Genomic DNA, 26,104 nt, shown 5'->3' with positions numbered 1-26,104 from the left:
CGACCGCGGGCACGCCGGACACGCGGAAGGCCGGGCGCAGCGCGCGCCCGGCCTCCGACGACTGCCCGCTCAGCCCTCGCGACGCCTGCGGCGGGAGGCCAGCAGCAGCACGATGCCGACGCCGACCACCGCGACCGGAAGGATCCGCTCCTTGCGGGGCTGCCCCTTCTCGTCCACGAAGTTCGCCCGCACCTGCTCCAGCAGGCCGCTCGCGGCCACGTACGCCTTGGCGGTCTTCTCCTCGACCACGGCCGACGCCTTGGCCTTCACCTGGGCGCTGATCGTGCTCGGGTGCACGCGCATGGCCAGCTCGTCCAGGGTCGACGCCAGCTGGGTGCGGGTCCGCTCGATGTCCGCCTCGATCTGGGCGGTCGTCCGCGCCGACTTGTCCTGCGTGCTCGCCTCGCCCACTCGGGCCACCCCATTCACTCGCCGTGGTCGTCCTGGTCGTCCAGCACGACCGACCCAGTCTCTCAGCTCGCGGACGGCGCCGCGCGGCCCCACCCACCAACGGAGGTAAGTTTGCCGTGGTACGACCGCCCGTCCCAGCCCCCAGGAGAGTACGACCGTGAGTGAGCGTCTCCAGCCCGGCGACACCGCACCCGCCTTCAGCCTGCCCGACGCCGACGGCAACCAGGTGTCGCTCGCCGACCACCTGGGCCGCAAGGTCATCGTCTACTTCTACCCGGCCGCGCTCACCCCCGGCTGCACCAAGCAGGCCTGCGACTTCACCGACAACCTGGACGTCCTGGCCGCCGCCGGCTACGACGTCATCGGCGTCTCCCCCGACAAGCCGGAGAAGCTCGGCAAGTTCCGCGACGCCGAGGACCTCAAGGTCACCCTGGTCTCCGACCCGGAGAAGAAGGTGCTGGAGGCGTACGGCGCCTTCGGCGAGAAGAAGCTGTACGGCAAGACCGTCACCGGCGTGATCCGCTCCACCGTGATCGTCGACGAGCAGGGCAAGGTCGAGCACGCGCTCTACAACGTGAAGGCCACCGGCCACGTCGCCAAGCTGCTGCGCGACCTCAAGGTCGAGGCCTGACGGAGCCGGACAGAACGGAGCGGTGGCGGCACACCCCCCGACCGGGTGCGCCGCCACCGCCGTTCCTCACCTCGTGGACCGCTGTCGGATCAGCAGGCCCCGAGGTCGCTCCAGACTCCCCACGCGCCACTGGCCGTGGGGTCGTCACCCTTGGTCCACCACTTGTTCTGGTAGTAGTGGCCCTTCCAGGACACCTTGGTGGGCGTCGCGTAGGTCGTGCCCGCGTCCCAGCCCGGCGCACCCGCACAGCCGGCCGGCGTCGTGGGAGGCGTGGTGGGCGGCGTGGTCGGCGGGGTCGTGGGAGGCGTCGGCGGCGTCGTGGGAGGCGTCGTGGGAGGCGTCGTCGGCGGAGTGGTCGGAGTCGGCGAGCCACCGTCCACCGCACCCCGGGTCAGGTCACCCTTGATCCCGTACAGCGTGCCGCCCACGTTCACCGTCCAGTTCGACGGCGTCGACACCGGCAGGTAGTAGACGAAATCCATGTCGATCGACGCGCCCGGCGCCAGCGACTGCCAGCCCGGCAGCTTGACCGACACCCGGTTGTACGTCCCCTTCAGACCGCCCGCGTTGCCCGGGCCCGGATTGTCCTGCCGGACCACCTGCAGACCGAAGCCCGACTGGTCCTTCGCATTGCCCGGCGCCGAGTTGCCGTAGTCGAACTGGAACTCGGTGCCGCCCGGCAGGGTCAGCGTCGAATTGTTGACGATGTGCAGCTTCGGGTTGATCGGATAGTTCGAGTCACCCAGCGCGAAGTTGGTGAACGACACGTCGACCGGCAAGGTCTGCGCCGGCAGCGGCACCGTCGAACGAACCGCGCCGTACGGGCTCGCCGCCTTGAACTTGTCGTACATCAGCGAGGTCAGCGTGTTGCCGGGCACGTACTCGCCCTTGCCGCCGTTGGCGGCAGCGTCCCACCTGTAGTCGCCCGCCAACTCCCAGACCATCGCGCCACCGGCACCCTGGTTGACGATGTAGTCCGCCTTCGCACCCACCGACTGCTCGTCCTCGGTGGACAGGAACACCTTCTTGGCGTCGTTCCACAGCCACGGCGCCACCAGGGTGTCGCTGAAATTGCGGACGTACGTGCCCTGCAACGCGGTGTCCGTCACGCCGTACTTGCCCAGGTAGTCGGGCAGGATGCCCTTCTCCAGGTTCTTCGCGTGCCACATCGGGTTCGACCCGGCCGGGGACTCCTTGCCCGCGTCGTCCTTGTCGTTCCAGATGTTGTCGATACCGACCGCACCGTCACCACAGGCCGTCAGACCCGAGCCGACCGGGCAGGCGGTCGCCGAGGCGGTGCCCCAGAGACCGTTGGCGCCACCCTGCACGTTCCTGAAACCGCGCGTGTAGTACGGCAGCCCGACGTTGATCCGGCCACCCGGCATCGCACCGCGGAAGTAGTGGTACGACCAGTCCGCGTTCAGATAGCCGATGCCGCCGTACTGCCCGGTGCCGTACACATTGGCGGCCGCCAGCTCGCCGTCCCTGCCGTCGTCGAACAGCGAGGCGTTCGGGCCGACGTACTTGTTCCAGGCGCCGTGCAGGTCGTACGACATGATGTTGACGTAGTCCAGGTACTGCGCCACCTGGAAGGTCTCCATGCCACGCAGCAGGTACCCGGACGACGGAGCCGCCACCGACAGCAGGTAGTGCCTGCCGTCCGCTGCGCCCGCCCGGTCCAGGTTCTCCCGCAGCGTCTTCATCAGCGCCGCGTAACCCTTGGCCAGCGAACCGCGCTTGGCGTTGGCCAGCTGCCAGTCCAGCGGGTTGCCGGCGTCCTTCATCGACGTCGGGTACTCGTAGTCGATGTCGACGCCGTTGAAGCCGTACTTGCGGATGAAGTCGACGGACGAGGCGGCGAAGGTGTCGATGCCCGCCTGGTTGACACTGCCGTCCGGGTTCACGGTCATCGAGTAGAAGCCGCCGGAGTCGACGCGCTTGCCGTCGTCCCCGAAGTAGCCGCCGGTCTCGGTCCAACCGCCCACCGAGATCAAGGTCTTGACGTTCGGGTACTGCTTCTTGAACTTCGTCAGCAGGTTGAAGTGACCCTTGTACGGCAGCGTCGGGTCCAGCTGGGCCGCAGGCACGCCCGGGAAGTCGATCCCGGTGGCCTCGTTCGTCGGACCGTCCGTACCCACCGACAGCTTGTTGTCACCGCCGACGTGCCCGAAGGCGTAGTTGAGGTGGGTCACCTTGTCCCAGGGGACGTCGCTGACCAGATACGGCTGGTCGCCCTTCTTGCCGGTGCGCCAGCCGGTGAAGTAGCCGATGATGCGGCGCTGGTGGTCCGCGCCCATCTTCTCGCGCCCGCCGGTGTCGTAGACCGAGCAGTACGGGACGTCCACGCCGGGAGTCTGGTACAGCCCGTCCGGCCGACACGCCGCGTTGTCGACGGCCGCCGACGCCTGCGACGGCGCCGCACCCAGCGTCGCCAACACCAGCCCGGCCAACGCGGCCGCCGCCAACGACGCCGCACCGGCCCTACGCCCAACGACGGTGGGACGCCGCTGCGCAGTACTTCTGATCAACACTCGGTCCTCCAGGAGAGAGTGTCTGCGCATGCCTGTGGGGCAGCACGCGCGTGGGGGATTGCAATTGGCGCCGAAGCTATGTGGTCTGAACCACAGCGGTCAATAGGTCTGTACCAATTGGCCATCACTTCCCCAAACCCCCGGGTCACCCCACCGACGACAACCAGTCACCCCGTGTCCGAAACCCGGCCACCCGTAACCGATCGCCGCACGGATCGTTCACACACCGGGGGACGGGCGCACAACTGCCCGATGGGGGATGGCCATGACGGTCAAGTACACCCGCGAACTGCTGGCCACACTCGCCGCAGCCGCAACTTCGCTGGACGAGATGCTGATCGCACTCCACCGCGAACCGAATCAGTACAACCGCTCGTACCTGCGACAGAGGATCAGGGCGTACGGCATCGACGCCTCACACTTCCCGACGCCTGGCACCATCTACACGAAGGAACTCCTGGAAGAAGCCGTTGCCGCCTCACAGAGTGTGGCCGGCGTGCTCCGCTACCTCAATAAACCTCAGGCAGGCGGCACCCAGGCCCATGTCGGGCGGCGGATCAAAGCCCTCGGGATAGACACATCCCACTTCACCGGGCAGGCCCACAACCGCGGCAAACCCTCGGCCCGGCGGCTACCGCCCGGAGAGGTTCTCGTTCAGCGTCCAGCAGAGGCCAAGCGCCTGCCCGGCTCGCGCATTCGCCGCGCCCTGGCGGAACTCGGCCGCCCAGAGGAGTGCCAGGATTGCGGCGTCGGGCCGGAGTGGCAAGGGCGCCCGATGACCCTGGAGGTCGACCACGTCAACGGCGACTGGTCGGACAACCGACCGGAGAACCTCCGGCTGCTCTGCCCAAACTGCCACGCCGTCACCGATACCTACTGCGGACGAAACAAGAACCGGACCACACCCGCACGTGATACCCGGTAGGCTGGTTCTGATATGCGCCCGTACCCCAGCTGGCGAGAGGGCTGCGGTTTAGGTCCGCAGGGTCGTGGGTTCGAGTCCCACCGGGCGTACCGAGTGAAATGGCCCGCTTCCCTTCGATTCGAAGGGAAGCGGGCCATCCTCGTTCCTGCCGGGCGTCAGCCCAGGAGCTCCTTGACCACCGGGGCCAGGGCCCTGAAGGCCTGGCCCCGGTGGCTGATGGCGTTCTTCTCGTCGGCGGTCAGCTCGGCGCACGTACGCGTCTCGCCGAGGGGCTGGAGGATCGGGTCGTAGCCGAAGCCGCCGGCGCCCGCCGGGGCGGTGCGCAGGGTGCCGAGGAGGCGGCCCTCGACGACGCGTTCGGTGCCGTCCGGCAGCGCCAGGGCGGCGGCGCAGAAGAAGTGGGCGCCGCGGTGCGGTTCGGCGATGTCGGAGAGCTGGGCGAGCAGCAGCTCCAGGTTGGCGCGGTCGTCGCCGTGCTTGCCGGCCCAGCGGGCCGAGAAGATGCCGGGCGCGCCGTTCAACACGTCCACGCAGAGGCCGGAGTCGTCGGCGACGGCGGGCAGGCCGGTGGCGCGGGCGAGGGCGTGGGCCTTGAGGAGGGCGTTCTCGGCGAAGGTGACGCCGGTCTCGGGGACGTCGGGGATCTCGGGGTAGGCGTCGGCGCCGACGAGTTCGACGTCGAGTCCGGCACCGGTGAGGATGGCCCGGAGTTCGGCGACCTTGTGCTGGTTGCGGGTGGCGAGGATGAGGCGGGTGGACATATCGCCCACCCTACCGAGCCCCGCCGGGGTGCGTCGGGCCGTCAGCTGCCGCAGGCGGAGGTGAGGTTGCCCGCGGCGTCGCCGAGGGGCTTGAGGTCGGGGGTCTCGCCCTTGTCCGCGGCCTGCTGCGCCTTGTCGGTCTGCTTGCGCAGGTCGGCGACGGCCTTGGCGACGTCGGTGTTCTTGGAGTTCTTGCCGACCTGGTCGAGGTCGGTCTTGAGCTTCTGGAGCGCCTTGCCGGCGGCCGCGGAGTCGTTGCTCGCGTTGTCGTAGGCCTTGGTGACGTCGGCGAGGTCGCCGGTGATCTTGACGGCGGTGTTGCCGCAGTCGAGGGCCTTCTGCGCGGCGGAGCAGCTCACGATGCTGAGCGGGAGGATCAGAATCAGGCCGGCCACGGCCAGTGCGGCGGGGCGGGCGATGCTCGACGGCATCCGGTCCATCCGGTCCTCCTGAGCGGGCGCGGGTTCCGTGGGTGGGACGCGCGCCCGGTGGTGCGCGGTTCCCGCAGCGGGAGTCGCTGCGGGAACCGTACGGCTCCGGGGCCCGGCGTGTACAGCGGCGGGGCGTGCGGGTGTCCGTTCCGGTCGACGGCCGGGCGGCGCGCGCCGGTTCAGCGCCGTGAACGGCAGGGCTCGGCGGATCGGCGGTTCAGCTTTCGAGGGCCTTGCGCTGGATCTGGTCGAGTTCGGCGCAGCCGAGGGTGCCGAGGTCGAGGAGTTGGTCGAGGAGGGCGCGGTCGAAGGGGGCGCCCTCGGCGGTGCCCTGGACCTCGACGAAGCGGCCGTCCGAGGTGCAGACGATGTTCATGTCGGTCTCGGCGCGGACGTCCTCCTCGTACGGGAGGTCGAGCATGGGGGTGCCGTCGATGATGCCGACGCTGACGGCGCTGACGCCGCCGGTGATGGGCTGGCCCTTGGCGCGCAGGAGCTTGCGCTCGCGGGCCCAGGAGACGGCGTCGACGAGGGCGACGTAGGCGCCGGTGATGGCGGCGGTGCGGGTGCCGCCGTCGGCCTGGAGGACGTCGCAGTCGAGGACGATGGTGTTCTCGGCGAGGGCGCGGTGGTCGACGACGGCGCGCAGGGAGCGGCCGATGAGGCGGCTGATCTCGTGGGTGCGTCCGCCGATGCGGCCCTTGACGGATTCGCGGTCGCCGCGGGTGTTGGTGGCGCGCGGGAGCATGGAGTACTCGGCGGTGACCCAGCCTTCGCCGCTGCCTTTGCGCCAGCGGGGGACGCCTTCGGTGACGCTGGCGGTGCACAGCACCTTGGTGTCGCCGTAGGAGATGAGGACGGAGCCTTCGGCGTGCTTGCTCCAGCCCCGTTCGATGGTGATGGGGCGGAGCTGGTCGGGGGTGCGGCCGTCGTTGCGTGACATAGCCACTGAGCGTAGCCGCTCCGGCTGTTGCTGCCGGATGTGCCTCGGCCCGCCGTTCCCGGGTGCGGGTCGGCGGGCCGGGTGGGGTGAGCCCGGTGGCTCAGCTCACATCATGTCTTCGATGTCGGCGGCGATCGGGTCGGCGTCGGTGCCGATGACGACCTGGATCGCGGTGCCCATCTTGACGACGCCGTGGGCGCCGGCGGCCTTGAGGGCGGCCTCGTCGACCAGGCTGGCGTCCTTGACCTCGGTGCGCAGGCGGGTGATGCAGCCCTCGACCTCTTCGATGTTGTCGATGCCGCCCAGACCGGCGACGATCTTCTCAGCCTTGCTGGCCATGTGGTTCTCTCCCTCTGTTTCCGGCCGGCCGGCGGCTCTGCCGGTGGCCGTCCTGCGCTGTGCTGGGTGTGTCCTCGGCCGGATGGGCGGCGAGGGGTGGGCCGGTGCTGACGCGGGTTCAGCGGTGGTCGTGCTGCCGGGCAGCGCGACCAGCATCGCCCGCGCTGGTCCGGTCTGCCACGTTAGTCCACTTTCGGCGCATTCCGGCGGGCATGCCTCCGGCTGCCGCCCGAGGATGGCGGAGCGGGGCTCGCCTCCCGGAGTTCGGCCTGCGTCCCAGAGTGGTCTACACCAATATATGTGTACTCCGGTGAACGCAGGAAGGCCCCCGGGTGTTCCCGAGCTCCGCCCGGGGTCCCGCGGGGCCCGCGGCCGGCAGCTGTCCCCGGAGGGCGAAGGATGAGTTCGGCAGGCGCCACGGCCCCGCAGACCACGTGGTGGCACACGGTCTACGGCGGGCTCCAGAAGATGGGCCGCTCGCTCCAGTTGCCGGTGGCGGTGCTGCCGGCGGCCGGCATCCTGAACCGGCTCGGCCAGCCGGACGTCTTCGGCAAGGACGGGCTCGGCTGGGACAACGTGGCCAAGGTCTTCGCCGCGGCCGGCGGCGCGCTGCTCGACTCCACGCTCGGCCTGCCGATGCTGTTCTGCATCGGGGTGGCGATCGGCATGGCCAAGAAGGCGGACGGCTCGACGGCGCTGGCCGCCGTGGTCGGCTTCCTCGTCTACTACAAGGTCCTGCACGCCTTCCCCGAGCACTGCAAGCCGCCGACGGTGCTGGTCAGCGACCAGTGCGTGGACTACTCCTCGGCGAAGTCGGCCAACGCGACGTTCCAGAACCCGGGGGTGTTGGGCGGCATCCTGATCGGCCTGATGTCGGCCTGGCTGTGGGTGCGCTTCCACCGCACCAAGCTGGTCGACTGGCTGGGCTTCTTCAACGGCCGCCGCCTGGTGCCGATGATCACCGCCCTGGTCGGCATGCTGACCGCCGTCCTCGCGGCGTGGGCGTGGCCGCCGATCGGCCGCGGCCTGAACGACTTCTCGCAGAACCTCGCCGATCTGGGCGCGGGCGGCGCGGGCATCTTCGGCGTGTTCAACCGCGCGCTGCTGCTGATCGGCATGCACCAGCTGCTGAACACCTTCGTCTGGTTCCAGTTCGGCGAGTTCACCAAGGCGGACGGCACGATCGTGCACGGCGACATTCCGCGTTTCCTGGCGCACGACCCGACCGCCGGCCAGTTCCAGTCCGGCTTCTTCCCGATCATGATGTTCGCGCTGCCGGCGGCGGCGCTGGCGATCGCGCACGCGGCCAAGCCGCACCGGCGCAAGGAGATCTACGGCCTGATGCTGTCGGTCGGTCTGACGTCCTTCGTCACGGGCGTCACCGAGCCGATCGAGTACTCCTTCGCGTACATCGCCCCGGCGCTGTACGGCGTGCACGCGCTGCTGACCGGCGCTTCGATGGCGGTGACGTGGGGGCTGGGGGTCCACGACGGCTTCAGTTTCTCGGCCGGCCTGATCGACTACGTGATCAACTGGAGCCTGGCGACGAAGCCTTGGCTGATCATCATCATCGGGCTCTGCTTCGCGGCGGTGTACTACACGCTCTTCCGGTTCATCATCGTCAAATTCGACCTGAAAACGCCTGGGCGCGAGGACGAGAGCGAGGTCGAGGACGTCACCAAGGCCTGAGCGCCTCCGAGCCCGCCCGGGCAGCCCCCGCAAGGCCCCTGGACCCGCCGGTCCGGGGGCTTTCGGCCTTTTCGAATGGGACCGAATACCCCGAGCGCCATTCGGCGGAAAGATAATTCGGTCACAACCGGGCGCGGCGCGATCCGGAGAAGTCCGTGGGGGAAAAAGTTCCGATCGTTATTCCCGCCACTCCCCCGGGGCCGTCCGACCCGCCCGTGGCGACCCTCCCCGCCCGGCTCCGGCACTGCTCCGACCCGGGGAGGGGGTCGGGGCGGCTCCCGGGCGGGGCCCGGCCCTTTTGTTGCGCAAATAGCCAAAATCCCAATCCCGTAGGGTAATCAAGATCGTCGTTCCGCGCGTAGGTTTCGATTTCATAGCGCTTCCCCGGGACCGCGCTTTCGAGGGTTCCGCACCTTCTCCACCCGTGCTACAAAACTGGTCTACACCACACGTGGTGTAGACCAGTTCGCGGTTCGGCTCCCGTGCCCGTCCCCCCGACCGACCCGCCATGCCGTTAGGAACCCACCCCCATGAGTCAGTCTGCGCAGGCACCGGCGCCCGCCACGGCTCCGGCCACGCCAAGCCCCGCCAAGAAGTTCGGCCAGAGCCTCCTCCAGGGCCTGCAGAAGATCGGCCGCAGCCTCCAGCTGCCCATCGCCGTGCTCCCCGCAGCCGGCCTGCTGCTGCGCCTGGGCCAGGACGACGTGTTCGGCAAGGACGGCCTCGGCTGGGACAAGGTGGCCTCGGTCTTCGCCACCGCCGGCGGCGGGGTCTTCGACGCCCTGCCGCTGCTCTTCGCGGTGGGCATCGCGATCGGCTTCGCGAAGAAGGCGGACGGCTCCACCGCCCTCGCCGCGCTGGTCGGCTACCTGGTGTACAAGAACGTGCTGACCGCGTTCCCGATCACCGAGTACAAGATCCTCCCGGGCAAGGACGAGCCCGCGACCTACCAGAACCCGGGCGTGCTCGGCGGCATCGTGATCGGCCTGCTGGCCGCGGTGCTCTGGCAGAAGTACCACCGCACCAAGCTGGTCGACTGGCTCGGCTTCTTCAACGGCCGCCGCCTGGTCCCGATCATCATGGCCTTCGTCGGCACCGCCGTCGGCGTCTTCTTCGGTCTGGCCTGGGGCCCGATCGGCGACGGCATCAAGAGCCTGAACGACACCCTGATCGGCGCCGGCGCGTTCGGCGCGGGTGCCTTCGGCCTGGTCAACCGCGGTCTGCTGCCGGTCGGCATGCACCAGTTCGTGAACTCCTTCGCCTGGTTCCAGACCGGTGACTTCACCAAGCCCGACGGCACCGTCGTGCACGGCGACCTGACCCGCTTCTTCGCCGGCGACCCGACCGCCGGACAGTTCATGTCGGGCTTCTACCCGATCATGATGTTCGCGCTGCCCGCCGCCGCGCTGGCCATCGCCCACGCTGCCAAGCCGCACCGCCGCAAGGCCGTCACCGGCATGATGGTGTCGCTGGCGCTGACCTCCTTCGTCACCGGTGTCACCGAGCCGATCGAGTTCTCCTTCGTCTTCATCGCCCCGCTGCTGTACGTCCTCCACGCGGTGCTGACCGCCGTCTCGATGGCCCTCACCTGGGCGCTCGGCGTGCACGACGGCTTCACCTTCTCCGGCGGCCTGATCGACTACGCGCTGGCCTGGAACAAGGCCACCGACCCGTGGATGATCATTCCGATCGGCCTGGTCTTCGCCGCGATCTACTACGCCGTGTTCCGCTTCGCGATCGCCAAGTTCAACCTCAAGACCCCCGGTCGCGAGGACGACGACGAGGTCGAGGCCGAGGACAAGGCCCCGGACGCCGTCAAGGCCTGACGCCCCCTCCCGCCCGCCCCGCAGGCCCCGCCCACCGCCGCTCCCCCGGCGGCCGGGCGGGGCCTGCGGCGTTTCCCGGGGCCGGGTCCGGACGGGTCCGCCGCCGTGGACGCCGGTTGACGAACCGGCGCGGGCCCTGGTCAACTGAGCGCGTGTACCCCTCGTGCCCGCTGGTGACCCGCAGCCACATCGACTTCGGTCGCGTGTGGTCCGCGGCGTGTCGCGGCTGAGCCGACCCCTTCCGCCGCCGCCCGGCTGAGTCCCCGCCCGGCGCCGGCCGTCCTCCCCTCCGCCCGCCGCGGGCTCCCCGCCCGCCCCGGGCCGTCACCGCGCACCCGCGCGCCGCCGCACCCCCGTTCCCGGACGGGGCCGCGGCCGTCCGCGCGCCTCCGCACGAGGAAAGCCAGGCACGCCATGACCCGTCCGTTGCACCTCTCCGCCGCCCTCGACAGCCCCGGCCGCCTCGACGCCGGGCACTACGCCGCGCTCGCCCGGCTCGCCGAGCGGGCCACCCTGGACTTCGTCACCCTCGACGACTCCTTCGCCGCCGCACCGCAGCGCCCCGACGCGCTCGCCACCCTGGCCCGGATCGCCCCGCTGACCGAGCGGATCGGGCTGGTGCCGACCGTCACCACCACCCACACCGAGCCGTTCCACACCTCGATCTCGCTGAACACCCTGGACTGGGTGAGCGAGGGCCGGGCCGGCTGGCTGGTCGGCGTCTCCACGACCGAGGCCGAGGCCCGGGCCTTCGGCCGCCGCCCGGTCGCGCCCGCCGACGAGCTGTGGGCCGAGGCCGCCGACGCCGCCGAGGTCGCCGCCCGGCTCTGGGACAGCTGGGAGGACGACGCCGAGATCCGCGACACCACCACCGGCCGGTTCGTCGACCGCGCCAAGCTGCACTACGTCGACTTCGAGGGCCGGTACTTCTCGGTCCGCGGCCCGTCCATCACCCCCCGCCCGCCGCAGGGCCGCCCAGTGGTCGCCGTACCGGTGGCCGCCGCCGACCTCGCCCCCGACGCCACCGCCGCCGGCCGCGCCCGGGTCGCCACCGCGATCCGCCACGCCGACGTCGTCCTGCTCGACGCCCCCGACCCGGCCACCCGGCTCACCGCCGCCACCGAGCTGCGGCTGCGCTCCGGCGAGCACCTGCGCATCCTCGCCCGGCTCGACGCCGCCCTGCCCGACCGGGCCGCCGAGGAGCGCCTGCTCGCCGAACTGACCGCCGCCGGCACCGGCGTGGACGGCTTCCACCTCGTCCCCGCCGAGCCCGAACGCGACCTCGCCGCCCTCGCCGAACGGACCGCCCCCGCCCTGCGCGCCGCCGGACTGCTGCGCGCCGACTACCCCGGCCGCACCCTGCGCGAGCACCTGGGCCTGGTCCGCCCGGCCAGCCGCTACGCCGCCGCGCCCGCCGCCGACTCCCGCCCCCTCGCCGAGGTGACCCGATGACGGACCGTCCGCTCAAGCAGATCCACCTCGCCGCGCACTTCCCCGGCGTCAACAACACCACGGTGTGGAGCGACCCGGCCTCCGGCAGCCACATCGCCTTCGACTCCTTCCGCCACCTCGCGCGGACCGCCGAACGCGGCAAGTTCGACTTCTTCTTCCTCGCCGAGGGCCTGCGGCTGCGCGAGACCAAGGGCCGCATCCACGACCTGGACGTGGTCGGCCGCCCCGAGTCGATCACCGTGCTGAACGCGCTGGCCGCCGTCACCGACCGGATCGGGCTCGCGGCCACCGTGAGCGCCACCTTCAACGAGCCGTACGAACTGGCCCGCCGCTTCGCCACCCTGGACCACCTCTCCGGCGGCCGCGCGGCCTGGAACGTGGTCACCACCTCGGACGCCTTCACCGGCGAGAACTTCCGCCGCGGCGGCTACCTCGACCACGCCGACCGCTACACCAGGGCCGCCGAATTCCTCGGCCTCGCACGGGAGTTCTGGGACGCCGGGGAGGACGGCGTGCGGCACGCCGGCCCGCAGTTCGAGGTCGAGGGCCGGCTCTCGCTGGCCCGCCCGCCCCAGGGCCACCCGGTGGTCATCCAGGCCGGGGACTCCGACGAGGGCCGGGAGTTCGCCGCCGCGCACGCCGACGTCATCTTCACCCGGCACTCCACCCTGGCCGCCGGCCAGGCCTTCCACGCGGACGTCAAGCGCCGCCTCGCCGCGTACGGGCGCGAGCCGGACGCGCTGAAGATCATGCCCGGGGCGACCTTCGTCCTCGCCGACACCGACGCCGAGGCGGTCGAACTCGCCGCCGAGGTCCGCCGGGCCCAGGTCGGGCCGCAGACCGCGATCGACTTCCTGGAGCAGGTCTGGGGCATCGACCTCTCCGACCACGACCCGGACGGGCCGCTGCCGGCCGTCGACCCCGTCCCGGCGAGCACGCTGGTGCAGGGCCGGGTCCGGCACGGCGACCCGCTCGCCACCGCCGCCCGCTGGCGCGAGGTCGCCGCCGAGAAGGGGCTCAGCAGCCGGGAGTTGGTGATCGAGCTGACCGGCCGGCAGTCCTTCATCGGCTCCCCCGCCACCGTCGCCGGGCAGATCGACGAGTTCGTGCAGAACGACGCGGCGGACGGCTTCATCCTCGTCCCGCACCTCACCCCGGGCGGCCTGGACGACTTCGTCGACCGGGTGGTGCCGCTGCTCCAGGAGCGCGGGGTGTTCCGCACCGAGTACACCGGCCCGACCCTGCGCGACCACCTCGGCCTGCCCGCGCCGGAGCACCGGCAGCCACCGGTCGGGGCGGCCACCGGCGCTCACGGCACGGCTGGTTGACGGATCGTCAGCGCATCGCGCGACGCCGGCGGACCACGGCGAGCGCCGCGCCGCCGACGCCGAGCAGCAGGGCGACGACCCCCGCCGTGCCCTCCCAGTGGAGGTCGGTGCCGGTGGCGGCGAGCTCGCCGTCCGCCGGCTTCACCGCGAACGGGGTCACACCGCCGTCCGCCGCGATCACGGGCTTGTCGTCCGCGTGCGCGGCGGGCACCGGGGTGACGTCGGCGGCCGGACGGGCGGGAGCGGGGGCACCGCTGCCCGCCTTCTGCGCGGCCGGAGCGCCCTGGTCGGCCGGGGTGGTCGGGGTGACGGGAGTGGTGGGAGTGGTGGGGGTGGTGGTCGGCGCCGAGGGGGCGATGACCTCCACGGACCTGCCCTGCGAGCAGTTGGTGGTGCCGCTGAACGGCAGGTCGACGCCCTCGTTGACGAAGACGCAGGGGTTCAGCTCGGTCCGACCGAGCGGCATGTCGGCGGGGTAGCTGATCCGGAGGGACGTGGTGTTCGTGCTGCCCGGCTCGGCGGAGATGCCGGGGCCGTTCAGGTAGAAGCCGGCCGGGTCGTCCGGGATGGTGGTGACGACCGGCTGCAGGGAGACCCAGCGGCCGTTCGCGCCGCGGGCCTCGACCTTGGCGTGCCGGTCGGTGAACAGCACGTTGCCGAGGTTGGTGTAGGCGGAGGGAGTCGGGTTCAGGAGCGCCACCTCGACCTCGATCGGGGCACCGCCGGCCACCGCCGTTCCCGGCGCCCCGACGATCGTGTTGGAGATCGAGCCGATGACGATCCGGTGCGTGTCGGTGAGGCCGCTCTGGCCGTGGACGGTGCTCCGGAGGCTGATCTCGGGGCCGATGCCGCCGTTGCTGGCCCCGTTGTGCGGCTCGCCCATGGGGGCGCCGATGCGCAGGCGCAGTTCCTTCCCGCCCGCCGGGACCGTGATCGTGCCGGTGGTGCCACTGGTCACGGTCCGGTCCGCCTCCATGCGGGCCGTCAGCGGCACGCTCTCCCAGACGCCCTGGTCGTTGACGTAGTCCAGGCTCAGGGCGTGCGGCGGCGTGCCGAGGGCGCTGTCGATGGAGAGGTCCAGTGTGACGGCGAGGTCCTGGGCCCCGGAGTTCCCGATGGCGTCGGTGAACTCGACGGGCCCGCCCGCGTCGCCGATCTCGTTCGGGGCGTGGACGGTGAGGCTGAGCGGCCCGGCGTCCGCGAAGGCCGGGACGGCGGTCACGGCGCCGCCGGCGAGCAGCGCGGCGGTGAGGGCGACGGCCGGCACGAGGCGGCGGGTCTGGCGCAGGGCACGGTTGGTCTGACGCATGGGAATCCCCCCTGGATTTCCGCATCCGGGCAGCACGAAGCAAGCCTGGTCGACGAGGTGCTGTGGCGGCCGCGCCCGAGTGGCCGGCCGGTGCGGGCGGGTTTCCCGCCGCTCACCCTTGAAGACGTGTGAGGGGCCCGGGGGTTGCAGGTGGGTTCCGAACTTTTCCCGGGAACTTCCGAGACCCGTTCCGACCTGGTCGGCTTCAGACCTCGTACACCGCGCCGGGCCGCGCCAGTTCGACCGGTCCGGAGTAGGCGGCCGCGGCGTCCCGGAGGTTGTGCTCGGCGTCCGTCCACGGCGGGATGTGGGTGAGGACGAGCCGGCGGGCGCCGGCGGCGGTGGCGTGCTCGCCGGCCTCCCGGCCGTTGAGGTGGACGGCCTGGTAGGTGTCGCGGCCGTCGAGGTAGGCGGCCTCGCACAGGAACAGGTCGGTGTCGCGGGCGAGTTCGACGAGTTCCGCGCTCTCCCCGGTGTCGCCGGAGTAGACCAGCGAGCGCCCGCCGTGCTCGATCCGGAAGGCGAAGGCGTCGACGGGGTGGTTCACCTGGGCGACGGCGATCCGGAACGGGCCGAGGTCGAAGGTGCCGGGGGTGAGGGTGCGGAACTCGAAGACCTCCTTCATCCCCGGGTTCTCCGGCATGTCGTAGGCGCGGGCGAGGCGCTCGGCGGTGCCGGTCGGGCCGTAGACGGGCAGCAGTTCGGGGCAGCCCTCGGCGCGGTAGTTGCGGGCGACCCAGTAGGCGCACAGGTCGACGCAGTGGTCGGCGTGCAGGTGGCTGAGCAGCACGGCGTCGACGTCGTACAGGCCGGTGTGCTGCTGCAGCGCGCCGAGGGCGCCGTTGCCGAGGTCGAGGACGACGCGGTAGCCGTCCGCCTCGACCAGGTAGCTGGAGCAGGCCGAGTCGGCGGACGGGAAGCTCCCCGAGCACCCCACCACGGTCAGTTTCATCCGAGCCCCTCCGCCCCGACACGTCCTGGCTGCTGGACTGCTTCCCGTGCGGTCGAATCGGCGTGGGAGCAGCATGGAAAACCGCAGGCCGGACGGTGAACCGGCCGGTAGCACTGCGTTGGTGTGTCGAGGGTAAGGGCGGCGGGGCACTTTGCCCCCGTCCCCGTGCCGGGCTGTGGCTGGAATCACCAGAAGGGTGGGGGCGGGCGCGGGCGGCGGGTCAGCGGTGCCGGGGGCGGTTGCGGGCCCAGGCGCGGACGGTCTCCGGGTACCAGCGGGGGTGGCCGTTGTGGTCGACGACGTCGGGGTCGGGCAGCAGGCCGTGCCGCCGGTAGTTGCGGACGGTCTCCGGCTGGACGTTGATGTGGCGGGCGATCTCCGCGTACGACCACAGGTCGGCTGTCACGGGGGCACCTCCGGGGGGCGGCGGGCGGTCGTGAGGCAGCCTTTCCGGACATGGCGGGGTGTTCGGCGCGGAACGGGCGCCGTGGCGGATCCGTGACGAACCGGGAGCAGCACCCGGACAAATGGCGAGGCGGCCGTCGTGGTGGTGGCGCGGGCCGCCGCCCCGGTAGGTTCGGCGGCATGAACGCGAGCACGGTGGCCCTGGTGGTGGCGGCCGCGGCCCTGGTGGCCGTGGTCCTGGCGGTGTTGCTGCGGCGCGGCCGGTCGGCCGGGGCGCCGCCCGGACCGGCCGCGCCGACCGGGCCGCGCCCGGTCGGCGGCACGAAGGCGGGGCCGCGGCCGCAGGAGATCTGGTGGGCCGAGGTGCCGTTCGAGGACGGCCCGGGCTCGAAGGACCGCCCGTGCCTGGTGCTGCGGGTGAACGGGCGGACGGCCACCGTCGCGAAGATCACGAGCAAGCACCACGCCGAGCGCCCGGGGGTGCTGGCGCTGCCGCCCGGTGCGGTGGGCGACCGGCAGGGCCGGGCCAGCTGGCTGGAGACCGACGAGCTGCGCGAGGTGCCGCTGCGGGACTTCCGGCGCCGGGCGGGCACGCTGGAGCGCCAGGTCTGGGCCCGTGCCCAGCGCGAGCTGCAGAACCGTTAGGGCGTCGGCCGGTCGGTCAGGCCCAGAGCTGGCCCTGCAGCGCCTCGACGGCGGCCTCGGTGCTCTCGGCGGTGTAGATGCCGGTGGAGAGGTACTTCCAGCCGCCGTCCGCGACCACGAAGACGATGTCCGCGCGTTCCCCGGCGGCGGCCGCCTTGCGGGCGACGCCGATCGCGGCGTGCAGGATGGCGCCGGTGGAGACGCCCGCGAAGATGCCCTCCTGCTGGAGGAGTTCGCGGGTGCGCCGGACGGCGTCGGCGGAGCCGACCGAGAAGCGGGTGGTGAGCACCTCGGCGTCGTACAGCTCGGGGACGAACCCCTCGTCGAGGTTGCGCAGCCCGTACACGAGGTCGTCGTAGCGCGGTTCGGCGGCGACGATCTTCACGCCGGGGGCCTTCTCGCGCAGGTAGCGGCCGACGCCCATGAGGGTGCCGGTGGTGCCGAGGCCGGCCACGAAGTGGGTGACGGTCGGCAGGTCGGCGAGGATCTCGGGGCCGGTGCCGGCGTAGTGGGCGCCGGCGTTGTCGGGGTTGCCGTACTGGTAGAGCATGACCCAGTCGGGGTGCTCGGCGGCGATCTCCTTGGCGATGCGGACGGCGGTGTTGGAGCCGCCGGCGGCCGGGGAGGGGATGATCTCGGCGCCCCACATGCGGAGCAGTTCGCGCCGTTCCTCGCTGGTGTTCTCGGGCATCACGCAGACCATCCGGTAGCCCTTGAGCTTGGCGGCCATGGCGAGCGAGATGCCGGTGTTGCCGCTGGTGGGCTCCAGGATGGTGCAGCCGGGGGTGAGCCGGCCGGTGGCCTCGGCGCGTTCGATCATGTGCAGTGCCGGGCGGTCCTTGATGGAGCCGGTGGGGTTGCGGTCCTCCAGCTTGGCCCAGAGGTTCACCAGCCCGTCGGTGTTGCCGGGGACGGCGGCGGACAGCCGGGGCAGGCGCACCAGCGGGGTGTTGCCGACCGCTTCGAGCGGACTGTCGTAACGCAAGGGGGGCCTCCGGCCACGGCGTCGGGGGTGAGGAGCGGGGCTCCGCCGTCCGGTCGGGCCGGTCGGGGGAGCCCCGGGAGGTCAGCGGGCACCGCCGGCCACGGCGGGCAGGATGGTGACGCTGTCGCCGTCGGCGAGGGCGGTGGAGATGCCCTCCAGGAAGCGCACGTCCTCGTCGTTCAGGTAGACGTTGACGAAGCGGCGCAGTTCGCCGCCGTCCACCAGGCGGGCGGCGATGCCCGGGTGGCGGGCGTCGAGGTCGGTGAAGAGCTCGCCGAGGTTGCTGCCGTTGCCCTCGACGGCCTTGGCGCCGTCGGTGTAGGTGCGGAGGATGGTCGGGATGCGGACCTCGATGGCCATGGGTGTGCGCTCCTGTGCGGGTCGTGACGTCAGGGTGAGGGCGGGCCGTGGTGGGCGCGGCGGGGCGGGCGGTGCCGGGGGCTCGGCGTCGCCGGCGGCGGGCCCGGGTGCGGGGCGGGTGGCTCAGCGCGAGTGCGCGGGCGTGCCGGGACAGATCGCGCCGGCGTGCCGGCACAGGTCGATGTGCAGGCGCGCCACGAGGCGGGTGCCCGGGGCCTGGTTGCTCACATCGACGGAACGCATGGGCTCATCGTATAGATTCCCGGGCCCGCTTGGGCATGCCCGTCTCGTGATGCGGATGTTCCCGTTTCCCGTACTGAGACGGCACGGGCCCGCCGACCGTTCGCGCGGGGTCGGCGGGCCTCGTCCAGGTGGGTGCTGGTCAGGCCTGGTAGGCCTCGACGACCTGGACGTCTTCCTCCGTGATCTCGCCGTCCACGATGCGGAACGAGCGGAACTGGCAGGGGTCGTCCTCGCCGGCGCCCTCGGCGGTGGAGACCAGGACGTAGTGGGCGAACGGCTCGGAGGCGTAGCTCACGTCGGTGCGGGAGGGGTAGGCCTCGGTGGCGGTGTGCGAGTGGTAGACGATCACCGGCTCCTCGTCGCGGTCGTCCATCTCGCGGTAGAGCTTGAGCAGGTCGCCCGAGTCGAACTCGTAGAAGGTGGGCGAGCGGGCGGCGTTGAGCATCGGGACGAACCGCTCGGGCCGGCCGGTGCCGGCCGGTCCGGCGACCACGCCGCAGGCCTCGTCCGGGTGGTCGGCGCGGGCGTGGGCCACGATCCGGTCGCGGAGTTCTCGGGTGATGGTCAGCATGGGGTCAGGATAAGCACGCCCCGGCGGGCCCGAGCCGGGGCGTCCGAGGCGTGATCAGCGGGCGTCCACGTTTGCGCCGGGCGCGGCCGCGCCCCCGGTGCGGGCGTGCAGGTGGTCATGGGCGGTGCCGTGGACGGCCTGCGGGTTGCGGCTCTTGAGCACCTGGTAGCCGATGACCAGCACCAGGGCCCAGGCCGGGAACACGTAGAGCGAGATCCGGTTGTCCGCGTCGAGTGCGATGAGGACGACGACCATGGCCAGGAAGGCGAGCGCGACCCAGCTGACCCAGGCGCCGCCGGGGGCCTTGAAGGAGGGCGCGGGCAGGTGGCCGCCCTTCCAGGCCTTCCGGTAGCGGATCTGGGAGATCAGGATCATCGCCCAGGTCCACAGGCCGCAGACCGTGGCGACGGAGGTGATGTACTCGAACGCCCGTGCCGGGACGAGGTAGTTGAGCACCACGCCGGCGCCCATCAGCAGGGAGGAGACGGTGATCGCGAAGGCCGGGGTGCGGCGGCTGTTGAGCTTGGTGAGCTGCCCGGGGGCCTGGCCGCGCAGGGCGAGGTCGCGCAGCATGCGGCCGGTGGAGTACATGCCGGAGTTGCAGGAGGAGAGCGCGGCGGTGAGCACCACGAAGTTGATGATGCCGGCTGCGGCCGGGATGCCGATCTTGCCGAAGGCGGCGACGAACGGGCTGACGCCGGGCTTGAATTCGGTCCACGGGACGAGCGCGAGGATGACCGTCAGGGCGCCGATGTAGAACAGGACGATGCGCCAGGGCAGGGTGTTGATGGCGCGCGGCAGGGTCTTCTCGGGGTTCTCGCTCTCGCCGGCGGTGACGCCGACGAGTTCGACGCCGAGGTAGGCGAACATGACGATCTGCAGGGTCATGACGGTGGCGCCGATGCCCTTGGGGAAGAAGCCGCCGTTCTCCCAGAGGTGGCTGATCGACGCGGTGTCACCGGCCTTGCTGAAGCCCAGGGTGAGCACGCCGATGCCGATCAGGATCATGCCGATGATGGCGGTGACCTTGACCATGGAGAACCAGAACTCGATCTCGCCGAACAGCTTCACCGAGATCAGGTTGGCCGCGTAGAGGATGACCAGGAAGGTCAGCGCGCTGAGCCACTGCGGGATGTCCGGGGCCCAGAACTTGACGTAGACGGCGGCGGCGGTGGTCTCGGCCATGCCGGTGACGACCCAGAACAGCCAGTACGTCCAGCCGGTGACGTAGCCGGCGAAGGGGCCGAGGAACTCGCGGGCGTACTCGGCGAAGCTGCCGGAGACCGGGCGGTAAGTGAGGAGTTCGCCGAGGGCCCGCATGATCACGAAGATCACCAGGCCGGCGACGGCGTAGGAGAGGATCAGGCTCGGGCCGGACTTGGAGATCGCGGTGCCGGCGCCGAGGAAGAGGCCGGTGCCGATGGCGCCGCCGATCGCGATCATCTGGATCTGACGACTGCCCAGCCCCCGCTCGTATCCCTCCTCGTCCGGGGTGGTGTCGACCACTTGGTCGTACGACTGCTCGGCCATGGTGCACCGTCCTGGGTGGTCTCGTGGGGTGGAGAAGTCGTACCACGCAGGGTTCGGACAACGGTGCGCATCTGAGCGATATTTGAGCATGACCTGATAGGGTTCGCCCGATTTGGACGGAAATGCCCCGGCCGGCCGTCCAGATGGTGGACGAACCGGCCGGGGCGTGCCCGCAATCGGGCAGGATCCTTCGGGCCGGGCGGGCGATCAGCCCGCGATCGCCTCCAGCAGCGACTCCTGGAGCGCCCCGAACCACACGTAGGCGATCACCAGCGGCTTGCGGTCGTCACTGTCCGGCAGCTGGTAGAGGCCCGTCCCGTCGTCCTCGGTGACCTCCAGCCGGGTGCCGAGCGCCAGCCGGAGGTCGTTCAGCGCGCCGAGCCAGCGCAGGCAGTCGGGGGCACCCAGTTCGAGCAGGCCGCCCCCGCCGAGGCCGTCCAGCGAGCGCACGACGGCCAGCGCGTCGTCCCGCTTGCGGGCCCGCAGGTCCGGCTCGGTGTAGCGGCGGAACTCGCCGGAGGCCTCCTCGGCCTCGGCGTCCGCCGGCTTCTCCGGATCGACGTAGGCGTCCGGGAACAGCCGGGCCAGCGCCGGGTCGGCGGGCGCCTCGGTCGGCCCCTCGGCGAACAGCGCGGCGAGCGGGTCGCCGCTGTCGTCACCGCCCGGGCCGGGGCCGATCAGCTCCAGCATCTGCACCTCGAAGGTGCGCAGGATGGCGGCCTCGACCTCGTCCAGCGCGAGCGCCGCGCCGCCGCCTCCGGTGCTCTCGAACAATGCGGCCATGTGTATCGGTCAGCCCGTTCTCGTCGTCTTCGGTCCTGCGGCCGCGCGCCGGGGCCGGCCGCGGCGGGTGCGCAGGTCGGGTCAGTCGTGCTGCAGCGTCGCCCAGAGGCCGTAGCCGTGCATCGCCTGCACGTCGCGCTCCATCTCCTCGCGGGAGCCGCTGGAGACCACCGCCCGACCCTTGGTGTGCACGTCCATCATCAGCTTCCGGGCCTTGTCCTTCGGGTAGCCGAAGTAGGCCTGGAAGACGTACTGGACGTAGCTCATCAGGTTGACCGGGTCGTTGTGCACGATGGTCACCCACGGCGTGTCCGGCTCCGTCACCGGCAGTCCTTCGACCTCCGGGCGCTCGATCTCCACGGGCGCGACACTCACCGCCGGGCCTCCTCGTTGCACACTCGTCCGCTCCCCCACACGCCCCATGCTGCCATCCGGGGGACGGCCGGGCGATTCCGCCCCGGCGCGCGTCGCGAGAAATCGTCACTTTGACGCTAAGTGGTAGTAGCATCATCCGCATGGACGCCACTTCCGTGCGCGCGGCCGGTTCGACCGCGCTGCTCACCGACCGCTACGAGCTCACCATGCTGCAGGCCGCCCTGCGCAGCGGGGCCGCGCACCGCCGCTCCGTCTTCGAGGTGTTCACCCGCCGCCTGCCGAGCGGCCGCCGCTACGGCGTGATGGCCGGCACCGGCCGGGTGCTCGACGCCGTCGAGGACTTCCGCTTCGACAGCGCCCAGCTGGACTGGCTCTCCGACCAGGGCGTGGTCGACGAGGACACCCTGCGCTACCTCGCCGACTACCGCTTCAGCGGCGACATCCACGGCTACCCCGAGGGCGAGGTCTACTTCCCCGGCTCGCCGCTGCTCACCGTCGAGGGCACCTTCGCCGAGGCGGTGATCCTGGAGACGGTCATCCTCTCGATCCTCAACCACGACTCAGCCATCGCGGCCGCCGCCTCCCGGATGACCGCCGCGGCCGGCAGCCGCCCGGTGATCGAGATGGGCGCCCGCCGGGCCCACGAGCAGGCCGCCGTCGCCGCCGCCCGGGCCGCCTACGTCGCCGGCTTCGCCGCCACCTCCGACCTGCAGGCCGGCTACACCCACGGCATCCCGACCACCGGCACCGCCGCGCACGCCTTCACCCTGGTGCACGACAGCGAGCGGGACGCGTTCCAGGCCCAGATCGCCTCCATGGGCAAGGGCACCACCCTGCTGGTCGACACCTTCGACCTGCGCGAGGCCGTCCGGACGGCCGTCGAGGTGGCCGGCCCCGAGCTGGGCGCCGTCCGGATCGACTCCGGCGACCTCACCCTGCTCGCCCACCGGGTCCGCCGGCAGCTGGACGAGCTGGGCGCCGGGCAGACCCGGATCATCGTCACCTCCGACCTCGACGAGTACGCGATCGCCGCCCTGGCCGCCGCACCGGTGGACGGCTACGGCGTCGGCACCAGCCTGGTCACCGGCAGCGGGCACCCGACCTGCGCGATGGTCTACAAGCTGGTCGCCCGCGCCGAGACCGAGGACGGCCCGCTGGTGCCGGTGGCCAAGCGCGCGGCCGGCGGCAAGACCAGCGTCGGCGGCCGCAAGTGGGCCGCCCGCCGGCCCGACGCCGAGGGCGTGGCCGAGGCCGAGGTGGTCGGCACCGGTCCGGTGCCCGCCGGGCTGGAGCCGCACCTGATGCAGGTTCCGCTGGTACGGGCCGGCGAGACGGTCGGCCGGGAGCCGCTGAGCGCCGCCCGCGAGCGGCACGTCCGCGCCCGGGCCGCGCTGCCGCTGTCGGCCACTCAGCTCTCCAAGGGCGACCCGGTCATCCCCACCGAGCTGATCGTCTGACCGCGACCGTCCGGAGGCGAACCGCCGCCCGGAGATCCCCCGCGCGGGCCGGCGGAAGGCCCTGGGCCGGTCGAAGCCCGGTCCCAAGCCTTCCGCCCCCGCGCGCCACTCCCTAGAGTCAGCCGTAGAGTTCCCCTGGAGTCCCCTCACGAGGGCCCCCACCGCCGGGGCACACCGCCCCCACATCCGAGGACGCGAACCATGCACCGGGCACTGATCGTCGTCGACGTGCAGAACGACTTCTGCGAGGGCGGCAGCCTGGCCGTCGCCGGCGGCGCCGAGGTGGCGGCCGCCATCACCGACCTGATCGCCGAGTCCTCCCCCGGCTACCACCACATCCTCGCCACCCGCGACCACCACATCGACCCGGGCGAGCACTTCTCCACCGAGCCCGACTACGTCACCAGCTGGCCCGTGCACTGCGTCGCCGGCACCGAGGGCGTCGGCTTCCACCCCAACTTCGCGCCCTCCGTGATCTCCGGCGCGGTCGAGGCCGTCTTCGACAAGGGCGCCTACTCGGCGGCGTACAGCGGCTTCGAGGGCCTGGACGAGAACAACCGCGGCCCGGTCGAGTGGCTGCGCGAGCGGCAGGTCGACGAGATCGACGTGGTCGGCATCGCCACCGACCACTGCGTCCGGGCGACCGCCCTGGACGCGGCGCGGGCCGGCTTCACCACCCGGGTGCTGCTCGACCTCACCGCCGGGGTCGCGCCGGAGACCACCGCCGCCGCGCTGGAGGAGCTGCGGGCGGCCGGGGTCGAGCTGGTCGGCACCCCGATGGTCCGCTCCTGACGCCGGTGCCCGCTCAGACCGCCAGCAGCTCCACCACGTCCGTGCCGCCGGCCCGGTAGGCCTCGCGCAGTTCCTCGCCGACCCCCTCCGGGTCCGCGGCCAGCCGGGCGCCGGACACGTACACCACCCGGATCCCCAGGTACTCCATCCGGTGCTGGCCGCCGCGCACCCAGGCCGCCTCGCCGTCGCTGACGCAGCGCAGCTCCGAGTCCACCTCGACCGCGACACCGCGCTCCGGCCAGTAGAGGTCCGGGACGGCGATGTAGGTGCCGCCGCGCATCCGCAGCTCGGGGCCGCGCAGCGCGGCGGGCAGCGGCCACCCGGACACCAGCCGGCCGAGCTCGGCGATGGTGAAGTCCCGCTCGGCGGCGAGCAGTTCGTCGAGCGCGGCGCGCACCCGGGGCTCGCCGGCCAGCCCGCACTCGGTCAGCTCGGCCACCAACTCCCGCACGGTGCAGCGGCTTTCGGGGCGGGACACGGCCTCCCGCAGCACCGCGCGCAGCGGCGCCGCGGCGCCCGGCCGCGCCGTCCACTCCAGCAGCGCGTCGGCGACCGCGCGGGCCACCGGCGCGCAGGCCAGGCCGTGCACCGAGCGGGCCTCCAACTCCCGTTCGGTGCGCCGGATCCGCACCTCGCCGGCGTCCTTGAGCCGGCGCTGACGGGGCACCAGGACGTCCACCCCGGTCACCGCGGGCAGCCGGGGCACGGCGGCGAAGCCGTACAGCGCCAGCGCGGCCGCCCCGGTGATCACCGCGCCCTCGCGGCGGCCCTCCTCGCGGCCGTTCTGCGCGGCGTACAGCAGCGCGGCCCACATCCGCTGCTCCGGCGTGGGCTCGCCGGTCTGCAGCAGGTAGACCCTGGGCAGCAGCCGCTGCCAGGGGCCGCCGCGGCGGCAGTGCTCGGTGACGATCCGGCCCGGCACGCCCCTGGCGCGCAGCTGGCTCGCGGTGACGACGTTCTGCTGACGCTTCGCCAGCTCCTCAAGAGACGGCGGCGGCGAGGGAATCCGGTAGCTCATGCCGACACCATCCCCAACGGCCCCGGCCCGCGACCGGCTGCCTGACGCACTGTTACTCAACCGTCGCGAAACCGGGATCGGCCTGCACTAAAGTCCTCATACCCTCACCCATTCGGAGTAATTGCCGCTCACGAGGTTGTCGAACCCGATCGAAAGCGATCAGCGACCTGGACCTCTGACCCAGAGTGATCAAAGGCATACGCCGAGGGACCCTCCGGACGTCAATCCCACCCCGGGGATTGCCTAGGCTTACGTCATGTCACGTGACGAGACCGCCGGCCTCCGCGCGGCCCAGCTCCGCCTCGGCCGTCTGCCCGGATACGTCCGCCGCCCGGACCCGGCCCGCCGCAGCGGCGAGAAGGGCCATACGTACAAGAAAGGCTGGGAGGTCCGCTTCACCGCCCGCAGCGAGGCGGAGATAGCGGAGATCCGCGACCTCGTGGTCGCCGCCGGGTTCGCGCCGGCCAGACCCTTCTTCAAGGGCCACCAACTCATCCAGCCGGTCTACGGCATGGCGGCCGTTCAGGCGTATCTGACGGCGAGACAGCTGGCCGAGGAGCACGCCGCCCGGGCCGCGCTCGGCCGGCAGCGGCGCACGGCGCACGAGGGCGCTGCCGGGCCCGCGGGCGAAGCCGGGCACGAGCGCGAAGCCGGACCCGGGCACGAGGCCGGCACGGCGCACCCGTGCGAGCGCGAGGAGGCCGCGGCCAGGCTCGCCCGACGGGCCGTCGAGTCCTTCCCCGCCCAGGTCGAGCGCGGCACCGCCGTCGACGACCTCGCCCCACCGGTCCCCGCCGAGCCGTCCGCCGCCCCGGCGAAGGCGCGCACCACCTCCTGACCCCCCGACCCCGACCGCTGCACCCCCGATCTCCTGTCATCCCGATCTCCTGTCACCCCGGGATCCCGACCTCCCGGGCCCCTGGCGTTCCGGTGCGCCGACGTCCGGCCGCCGCCCGCCGACCGTGACCGCGTCCGCCCTCCGGGTCCGGACCGCCGGGTCATGGTCGATGCGCACGGTGGCGGCCAGCAGGGCGAGTGCGCCGTCCGCCACCACGTCCGCCCCGGCGCGCGGCGAGTGCCCGATCCAGCGCATCCGCAGCGCGCCCACCCCGCGCACGCCCCCCTGCCCGCGGCGGTCCGCCGCCCGGCACCGGAGGCAACGCCGCCACGACCGCCTGCCCGGCCGCGGCCGGGGCCGTCCGGGTGCGGATGATGACACCCGCGGACGCGGGCGCGGTTGCGCGCGCGGTCGCGCGGACACGGCTTCGCGCCGTGGGCGTGGACGCCGGCCCCCGCAGGGCCTACGGTGGCACATCAACCGCCTTGCGGCCACCGCCGTTCCACACCCTCTGACCAGCTACGACGTGCTCGCAACAACGCCCCCGGAACCACTGCGCGACCCTCCCCCGCCC

The 26,104-nt window shown here is 72.1% G+C and carries 27 protein-coding genes and 1 tRNA gene; 11 read left to right on the top strand and 17 right to left on the bottom strand.

The features are described from left to right. Positions 1 to 69: 69 nt before the first annotated feature. A complete protein-coding gene (locus tag ACPC54_RS22705) occupies positions 70 to 411 on the bottom strand; it encodes a DUF3618 domain-containing protein (RefSeq protein ID WP_498967138.1) in 342 nt (113 codons plus the stop codon). A 157-nt stretch (positions 412 to 568) separates the two neighbouring features. Between ACPC54_RS22705 and bcp the strand changes: the two genes are divergently transcribed. After that, on the top strand, positions 569 to 1,042 hold the full coding sequence (bcp, locus tag ACPC54_RS22700) for a thioredoxin-dependent thiol peroxidase (RefSeq protein ID WP_498967136.1): 474 nt from the start codon (positions 569 to 571) through the stop codon (positions 1,040 to 1,042). An 89-nt stretch (positions 1,043 to 1,131) separates the two neighbouring features. Here bcp and ACPC54_RS22695 read toward each other — a convergent pair whose 3' ends face one another. Then, entirely contained in the window at positions 1,132 to 3,573 is a 2,442-nt protein-coding gene (locus ACPC54_RS22695) for a chitinase C-terminal domain-containing protein (protein ID WP_498967135.1), read from the bottom strand. Positions 3,574 to 3,838: 265 nt separating this feature from the next. Between ACPC54_RS22695 and ACPC54_RS22690 the strand changes: the two genes are divergently transcribed. Continuing rightward, the gene (locus ACPC54_RS22690) at positions 3,839 to 4,498 is read left to right on the top strand and encodes an HNH endonuclease (protein ID WP_498967134.1); all 660 of its coding nucleotides are present in this window, start codon (positions 3,839 to 3,841) and stop codon (positions 4,496 to 4,498) included. A 14-nt stretch (positions 4,499 to 4,512) separates the two neighbouring features. Further along, positions 4,513 to 4,587, top strand: a tRNA-Leu gene (locus ACPC54_RS22685). Positions 4,588 to 4,653: 66 nt separating this feature from the next. Here ACPC54_RS22685 and rdgB read toward each other — a convergent pair. The 4 genes from rdgB to ACPC54_RS22665 form a co-directional block, all read right to left on the bottom strand. Further along, positions 4,654 to 5,259 carry an RdgB/HAM1 family non-canonical purine NTP pyrophosphatase gene (gene rdgB / locus ACPC54_RS22680; protein WP_498967132.1) on the bottom strand — a complete coding sequence of 202 codons (606 nt, stop codon included), beginning with the start codon at positions 5,257 to 5,259 and terminating at the stop codon, positions 4,654 to 4,656. 41 nt (positions 5,260 to 5,300) lie between these two features. Then, positions 5,301 to 5,699 carry a hypothetical protein gene (locus tag ACPC54_RS22675; RefSeq protein ID WP_498967131.1) on the bottom strand — a complete coding sequence of 133 codons (399 nt, stop codon included), beginning with the start codon at positions 5,697 to 5,699 and terminating at the stop codon, positions 5,301 to 5,303. A 208-nt stretch (positions 5,700 to 5,907) separates the two neighbouring features. Next, a complete protein-coding gene (rph, locus tag ACPC54_RS22670; protein WP_498967130.1) occupies positions 5,908 to 6,633 on the bottom strand; it encodes a ribonuclease PH in 726 nt (241 codons plus the stop codon). A 105-nt stretch (positions 6,634 to 6,738) separates the two neighbouring features. Continuing rightward, positions 6,739 to 7,128 carry a PTS sugar transporter subunit IIB gene (locus ACPC54_RS22665; RefSeq protein WP_498967129.1) on the bottom strand — a complete coding sequence of 130 codons (390 nt, stop codon included), beginning with the start codon at positions 7,126 to 7,128 and terminating at the stop codon, positions 6,739 to 6,741. Positions 7,129 to 7,371: 243 nt separating this feature from the next. Between ACPC54_RS22665 and ACPC54_RS22660 the strand changes: the two genes are divergently transcribed. The 4 genes from ACPC54_RS22660 (at position 7,372) to ACPC54_RS22645 (ending at position 13,267) form a co-directional block, all read left to right on the top strand. Continuing rightward, positions 7,372 to 8,661, top strand: a complete 1,290-nt coding sequence (locus tag ACPC54_RS22660; protein ID WP_498967128.1) for a PTS transporter subunit EIIC — start codon at positions 7,372 to 7,374, stop codon at positions 8,659 to 8,661. A 530-nt stretch (positions 8,662 to 9,191) separates the two neighbouring features. Continuing rightward, positions 9,192 to 10,487, top strand: coding sequence for a PTS transporter subunit EIIC (locus ACPC54_RS22655; RefSeq protein ID WP_498967126.1), 1,296 nt, complete (start codon positions 9,192 to 9,194; stop codon positions 10,485 to 10,487). A gap of 414 nt (positions 10,488 to 10,901) precedes the next feature. Further along, a complete protein-coding gene (locus tag ACPC54_RS22650; protein ID WP_498967124.1) occupies positions 10,902 to 11,939 on the top strand; it encodes an LLM class flavin-dependent oxidoreductase in 1,038 nt (345 codons plus the stop codon). Beyond that, complete coding sequence (locus ACPC54_RS22645) at positions 11,936 to 13,267, top strand: NtaA/DmoA family FMN-dependent monooxygenase (RefSeq protein ID WP_498967122.1); 1,332 nt, start codon at positions 11,936 to 11,938, stop codon at positions 13,265 to 13,267. Before ACPC54_RS22650 ends, ACPC54_RS22645 begins: the two co-directional genes overlap by 4 nt. 7 nt (positions 13,268 to 13,274) lie before the next feature. Here the strand turns inward: ACPC54_RS22645 and ACPC54_RS22640 are convergent, their stop codons facing one another. From ACPC54_RS22640 to ACPC54_RS22630, 3 genes are all read right to left on the bottom strand, one after another. Beyond that, a complete protein-coding gene (locus ACPC54_RS22640) occupies positions 13,275 to 14,576 on the bottom strand; it encodes a hypothetical protein (protein ID WP_498967121.1) in 1,302 nt (433 codons plus the stop codon). 205 nt (positions 14,577 to 14,781) lie between these two features. Further along, positions 14,782 to 15,528 (bottom strand): MBL fold metallo-hydrolase, encoded by a 747-nt coding sequence (locus ACPC54_RS22635; RefSeq protein WP_498967120.1) that lies wholly within the window; start codon positions 15,526 to 15,528, stop codon positions 14,782 to 14,784. A 220-nt stretch (positions 15,529 to 15,748) separates the two neighbouring features. Beyond that, positions 15,749 to 15,934, bottom strand: coding sequence for a MerR family transcriptional regulator (locus ACPC54_RS22630; RefSeq protein ID WP_498967119.1), 186 nt, complete (start codon positions 15,932 to 15,934; stop codon positions 15,749 to 15,751). 179 nt (positions 15,935 to 16,113) lie between these two features. On the opposite strand from ACPC54_RS22630, the gene ACPC54_RS22625 reads away from it, so the two are divergent. After that, entirely contained in the window at positions 16,114 to 16,578 is a 465-nt protein-coding gene (locus ACPC54_RS22625) for a type II toxin-antitoxin system PemK/MazF family toxin (RefSeq protein WP_498967117.1), read from the top strand. A 16-nt stretch (positions 16,579 to 16,594) separates the two neighbouring features. Here the strand turns inward: ACPC54_RS22625 and ACPC54_RS22620 are convergent, their stop codons facing one another. From ACPC54_RS22620 to clpS, 7 genes are all read right to left on the bottom strand, one after another. Continuing rightward, positions 16,595 to 17,563, bottom strand: coding sequence for a PLP-dependent cysteine synthase family protein (locus ACPC54_RS22620; RefSeq protein WP_498967116.1), 969 nt, complete (start codon positions 17,561 to 17,563; stop codon positions 16,595 to 16,597). Between the two features lie 81 nt (positions 17,564 to 17,644). After that, positions 17,645 to 17,923 carry a MoaD/ThiS family protein gene (locus tag ACPC54_RS22615; protein ID WP_350514862.1) on the bottom strand — a complete coding sequence of 93 codons (279 nt, stop codon included), beginning with the start codon at positions 17,921 to 17,923 and terminating at the stop codon, positions 17,645 to 17,647. 123 nt (positions 17,924 to 18,046) lie between these two features. After that, on the bottom strand, positions 18,047 to 18,166 hold the full coding sequence (locus tag ACPC54_RS22610) for a putative leader peptide (RefSeq protein WP_380294229.1): 120 nt from the start codon (positions 18,164 to 18,166) through the stop codon (positions 18,047 to 18,049). Between the two features lie 139 nt (positions 18,167 to 18,305). Further along, on the bottom strand, positions 18,306 to 18,737 hold the full coding sequence (locus ACPC54_RS22605) for a M67 family metallopeptidase (protein WP_498967114.1): 432 nt from the start codon (positions 18,735 to 18,737) through the stop codon (positions 18,306 to 18,308). 54 nt (positions 18,738 to 18,791) lie between these two features. After that, positions 18,792 to 20,267, bottom strand: a complete 1,476-nt coding sequence (locus ACPC54_RS22600) for an amino acid permease (protein WP_498967113.1) — start codon at positions 20,265 to 20,267, stop codon at positions 18,792 to 18,794. A 207-nt stretch (positions 20,268 to 20,474) separates the two neighbouring features. Then, positions 20,475 to 21,050, bottom strand: coding sequence for a DUF2017 domain-containing protein (locus tag ACPC54_RS22595; protein WP_498967112.1), 576 nt, complete (start codon positions 21,048 to 21,050; stop codon positions 20,475 to 20,477). A gap of 81 nt (positions 21,051 to 21,131) precedes the next feature. Next, positions 21,132 to 21,425, bottom strand: a complete 294-nt coding sequence (clpS, locus tag ACPC54_RS22590) for an ATP-dependent Clp protease adapter ClpS (RefSeq protein WP_280680041.1) — start codon at positions 21,423 to 21,425, stop codon at positions 21,132 to 21,134. A gap of 140 nt (positions 21,426 to 21,565) precedes the next feature. Between clpS and ACPC54_RS22585 the strand changes: the two genes are divergently transcribed. Then, positions 21,566 to 22,882: a nicotinate phosphoribosyltransferase gene (locus ACPC54_RS22585; protein WP_498967111.1), complete on the top strand. Its 1,317-nt coding sequence runs from the start codon at positions 21,566 to 21,568 to the stop codon at positions 22,880 to 22,882. Positions 22,883 to 23,083: 201 nt separating this feature from the next. Then, entirely contained in the window at positions 23,084 to 23,674 is a 591-nt protein-coding gene (locus tag ACPC54_RS22580; RefSeq protein ID WP_498967110.1) for an isochorismatase family protein, read from the top strand. Between the two features lie 13 nt (positions 23,675 to 23,687). Here the strand turns inward: ACPC54_RS22580 and ACPC54_RS22575 are convergent, their stop codons facing one another. Then, entirely contained in the window at positions 23,688 to 24,692 is a 1,005-nt protein-coding gene (locus ACPC54_RS22575) for a hypothetical protein (RefSeq protein ID WP_498967109.1), read from the bottom strand. 256 nt (positions 24,693 to 24,948) lie between these two features. On the opposite strand from ACPC54_RS22575, the gene ACPC54_RS22570 reads away from it, so the two are divergent. Next, positions 24,949 to 25,530: a hypothetical protein gene (locus ACPC54_RS22570; RefSeq protein WP_498967107.1), complete on the top strand. Its 582-nt coding sequence runs from the start codon at positions 24,949 to 24,951 to the stop codon at positions 25,528 to 25,530. Positions 25,531 to 26,104: the final 574 nt, after the last annotated feature.

The sequence above is a fragment of the Kitasatospora sp. NPDC094028 genome (assembly GCF_049543595.1).
In the GTDB taxonomy this organism is placed as follows: domain Bacteria; phylum Actinomycetota; class Actinomycetes; order Streptomycetales; family Streptomycetaceae; genus Kitasatospora.
This window is presented reverse-complemented; position numbering and strand designations above follow the sequence as displayed.

Bases quoted from the DNA above. Each gene is read 5' to 3' on its own strand.
- ACPC54_RS22625 (WP_498967117.1), top strand. From the start codon at position 16,114: ATGAACGCGAGCACGGTGGCCCTGGTGGTGGCGGCCGCGGCCCTGGTG.
- ACPC54_RS22605 (WP_498967114.1), bottom strand. From the start codon at position 18,737: ATGCTGACCATCACCCGAGAACTCCGCGACCGGATCGTGGCCCACGCC.
- ACPC54_RS22675 (WP_498967131.1), bottom strand. From the start codon at position 5,699: ATGGACCGGATGCCGTCGAGCATCGCCCGCCCCGCCGCACTGGCCGTG.
- ACPC54_RS22580 (WP_498967110.1), top strand. From the start codon at position 23,084: ATGCACCGGGCACTGATCGTCGTCGACGTGCAGAACGACTTCTGCGAG.
- ACPC54_RS22635 (WP_498967120.1), bottom strand. From the start codon at position 15,528: ATGAAACTGACCGTGGTGGGGTGCTCGGGGAGCTTCCCGTCCGCCGAC.
- ACPC54_RS22665 (WP_498967129.1), bottom strand. From the start codon at position 7,128: ATGCTGGTCGCGCTGCCCGGCAGCACGACCACCGCTGAACCCGCGTCA.
- ACPC54_RS22595 (WP_498967112.1), bottom strand. From the start codon at position 21,050: ATGGCCGCATTGTTCGAGAGCACCGGAGGCGGCGGCGCGGCGCTCGCG.
- ACPC54_RS22660 (WP_498967128.1), top strand. From the start codon at position 7,372: ATGAGTTCGGCAGGCGCCACGGCCCCGCAGACCACGTGGTGGCACACG.
- ACPC54_RS22650 (WP_498967124.1), top strand. From the start codon at position 10,902: ATGACCCGTCCGTTGCACCTCTCCGCCGCCCTCGACAGCCCCGGCCGC.
- ACPC54_RS22640 (WP_498967121.1), bottom strand. From the start codon at position 14,576: ATGCGTCAGACCAACCGTGCCCTGCGCCAGACCCGCCGCCTCGTGCCG.
- ACPC54_RS22570 (WP_498967107.1), top strand. From the start codon at position 24,949: ATGTCACGTGACGAGACCGCCGGCCTCCGCGCGGCCCAGCTCCGCCTC.
- ACPC54_RS22610 (WP_380294229.1), bottom strand. From the start codon at position 18,166: ATGCGTTCCGTCGATGTGAGCAACCAGGCCCCGGGCACCCGCCTCGTG.
- ACPC54_RS22585 (WP_498967111.1), top strand. From the start codon at position 21,566: ATGGACGCCACTTCCGTGCGCGCGGCCGGTTCGACCGCGCTGCTCACC.
- ACPC54_RS22645 (WP_498967122.1), top strand. From the start codon at position 11,936: ATGACGGACCGTCCGCTCAAGCAGATCCACCTCGCCGCGCACTTCCCC.
- ACPC54_RS22600 (WP_498967113.1), bottom strand. From the start codon at position 20,267: ATGGCCGAGCAGTCGTACGACCAAGTGGTCGACACCACCCCGGACGAG.
- rdgB (WP_498967132.1), bottom strand. From the start codon at position 5,259: ATGTCCACCCGCCTCATCCTCGCCACCCGCAACCAGCACAAGGTCGCC.
- ACPC54_RS22655 (WP_498967126.1), top strand. From the start codon at position 9,192: ATGAGTCAGTCTGCGCAGGCACCGGCGCCCGCCACGGCTCCGGCCACG.
- rph (WP_498967130.1), bottom strand. From the start codon at position 6,633: ATGTCACGCAACGACGGCCGCACCCCCGACCAGCTCCGCCCCATCACC.
- ACPC54_RS22575 (WP_498967109.1), bottom strand. From the start codon at position 24,692: ATGAGCTACCGGATTCCCTCGCCGCCGCCGTCTCTTGAGGAGCTGGCG.
- ACPC54_RS22615 (WP_350514862.1), bottom strand. From the start codon at position 17,923: ATGGCCATCGAGGTCCGCATCCCGACCATCCTCCGCACCTACACCGAC.
- ACPC54_RS22690 (WP_498967134.1), top strand. From the start codon at position 3,839: ATGACGGTCAAGTACACCCGCGAACTGCTGGCCACACTCGCCGCAGCC.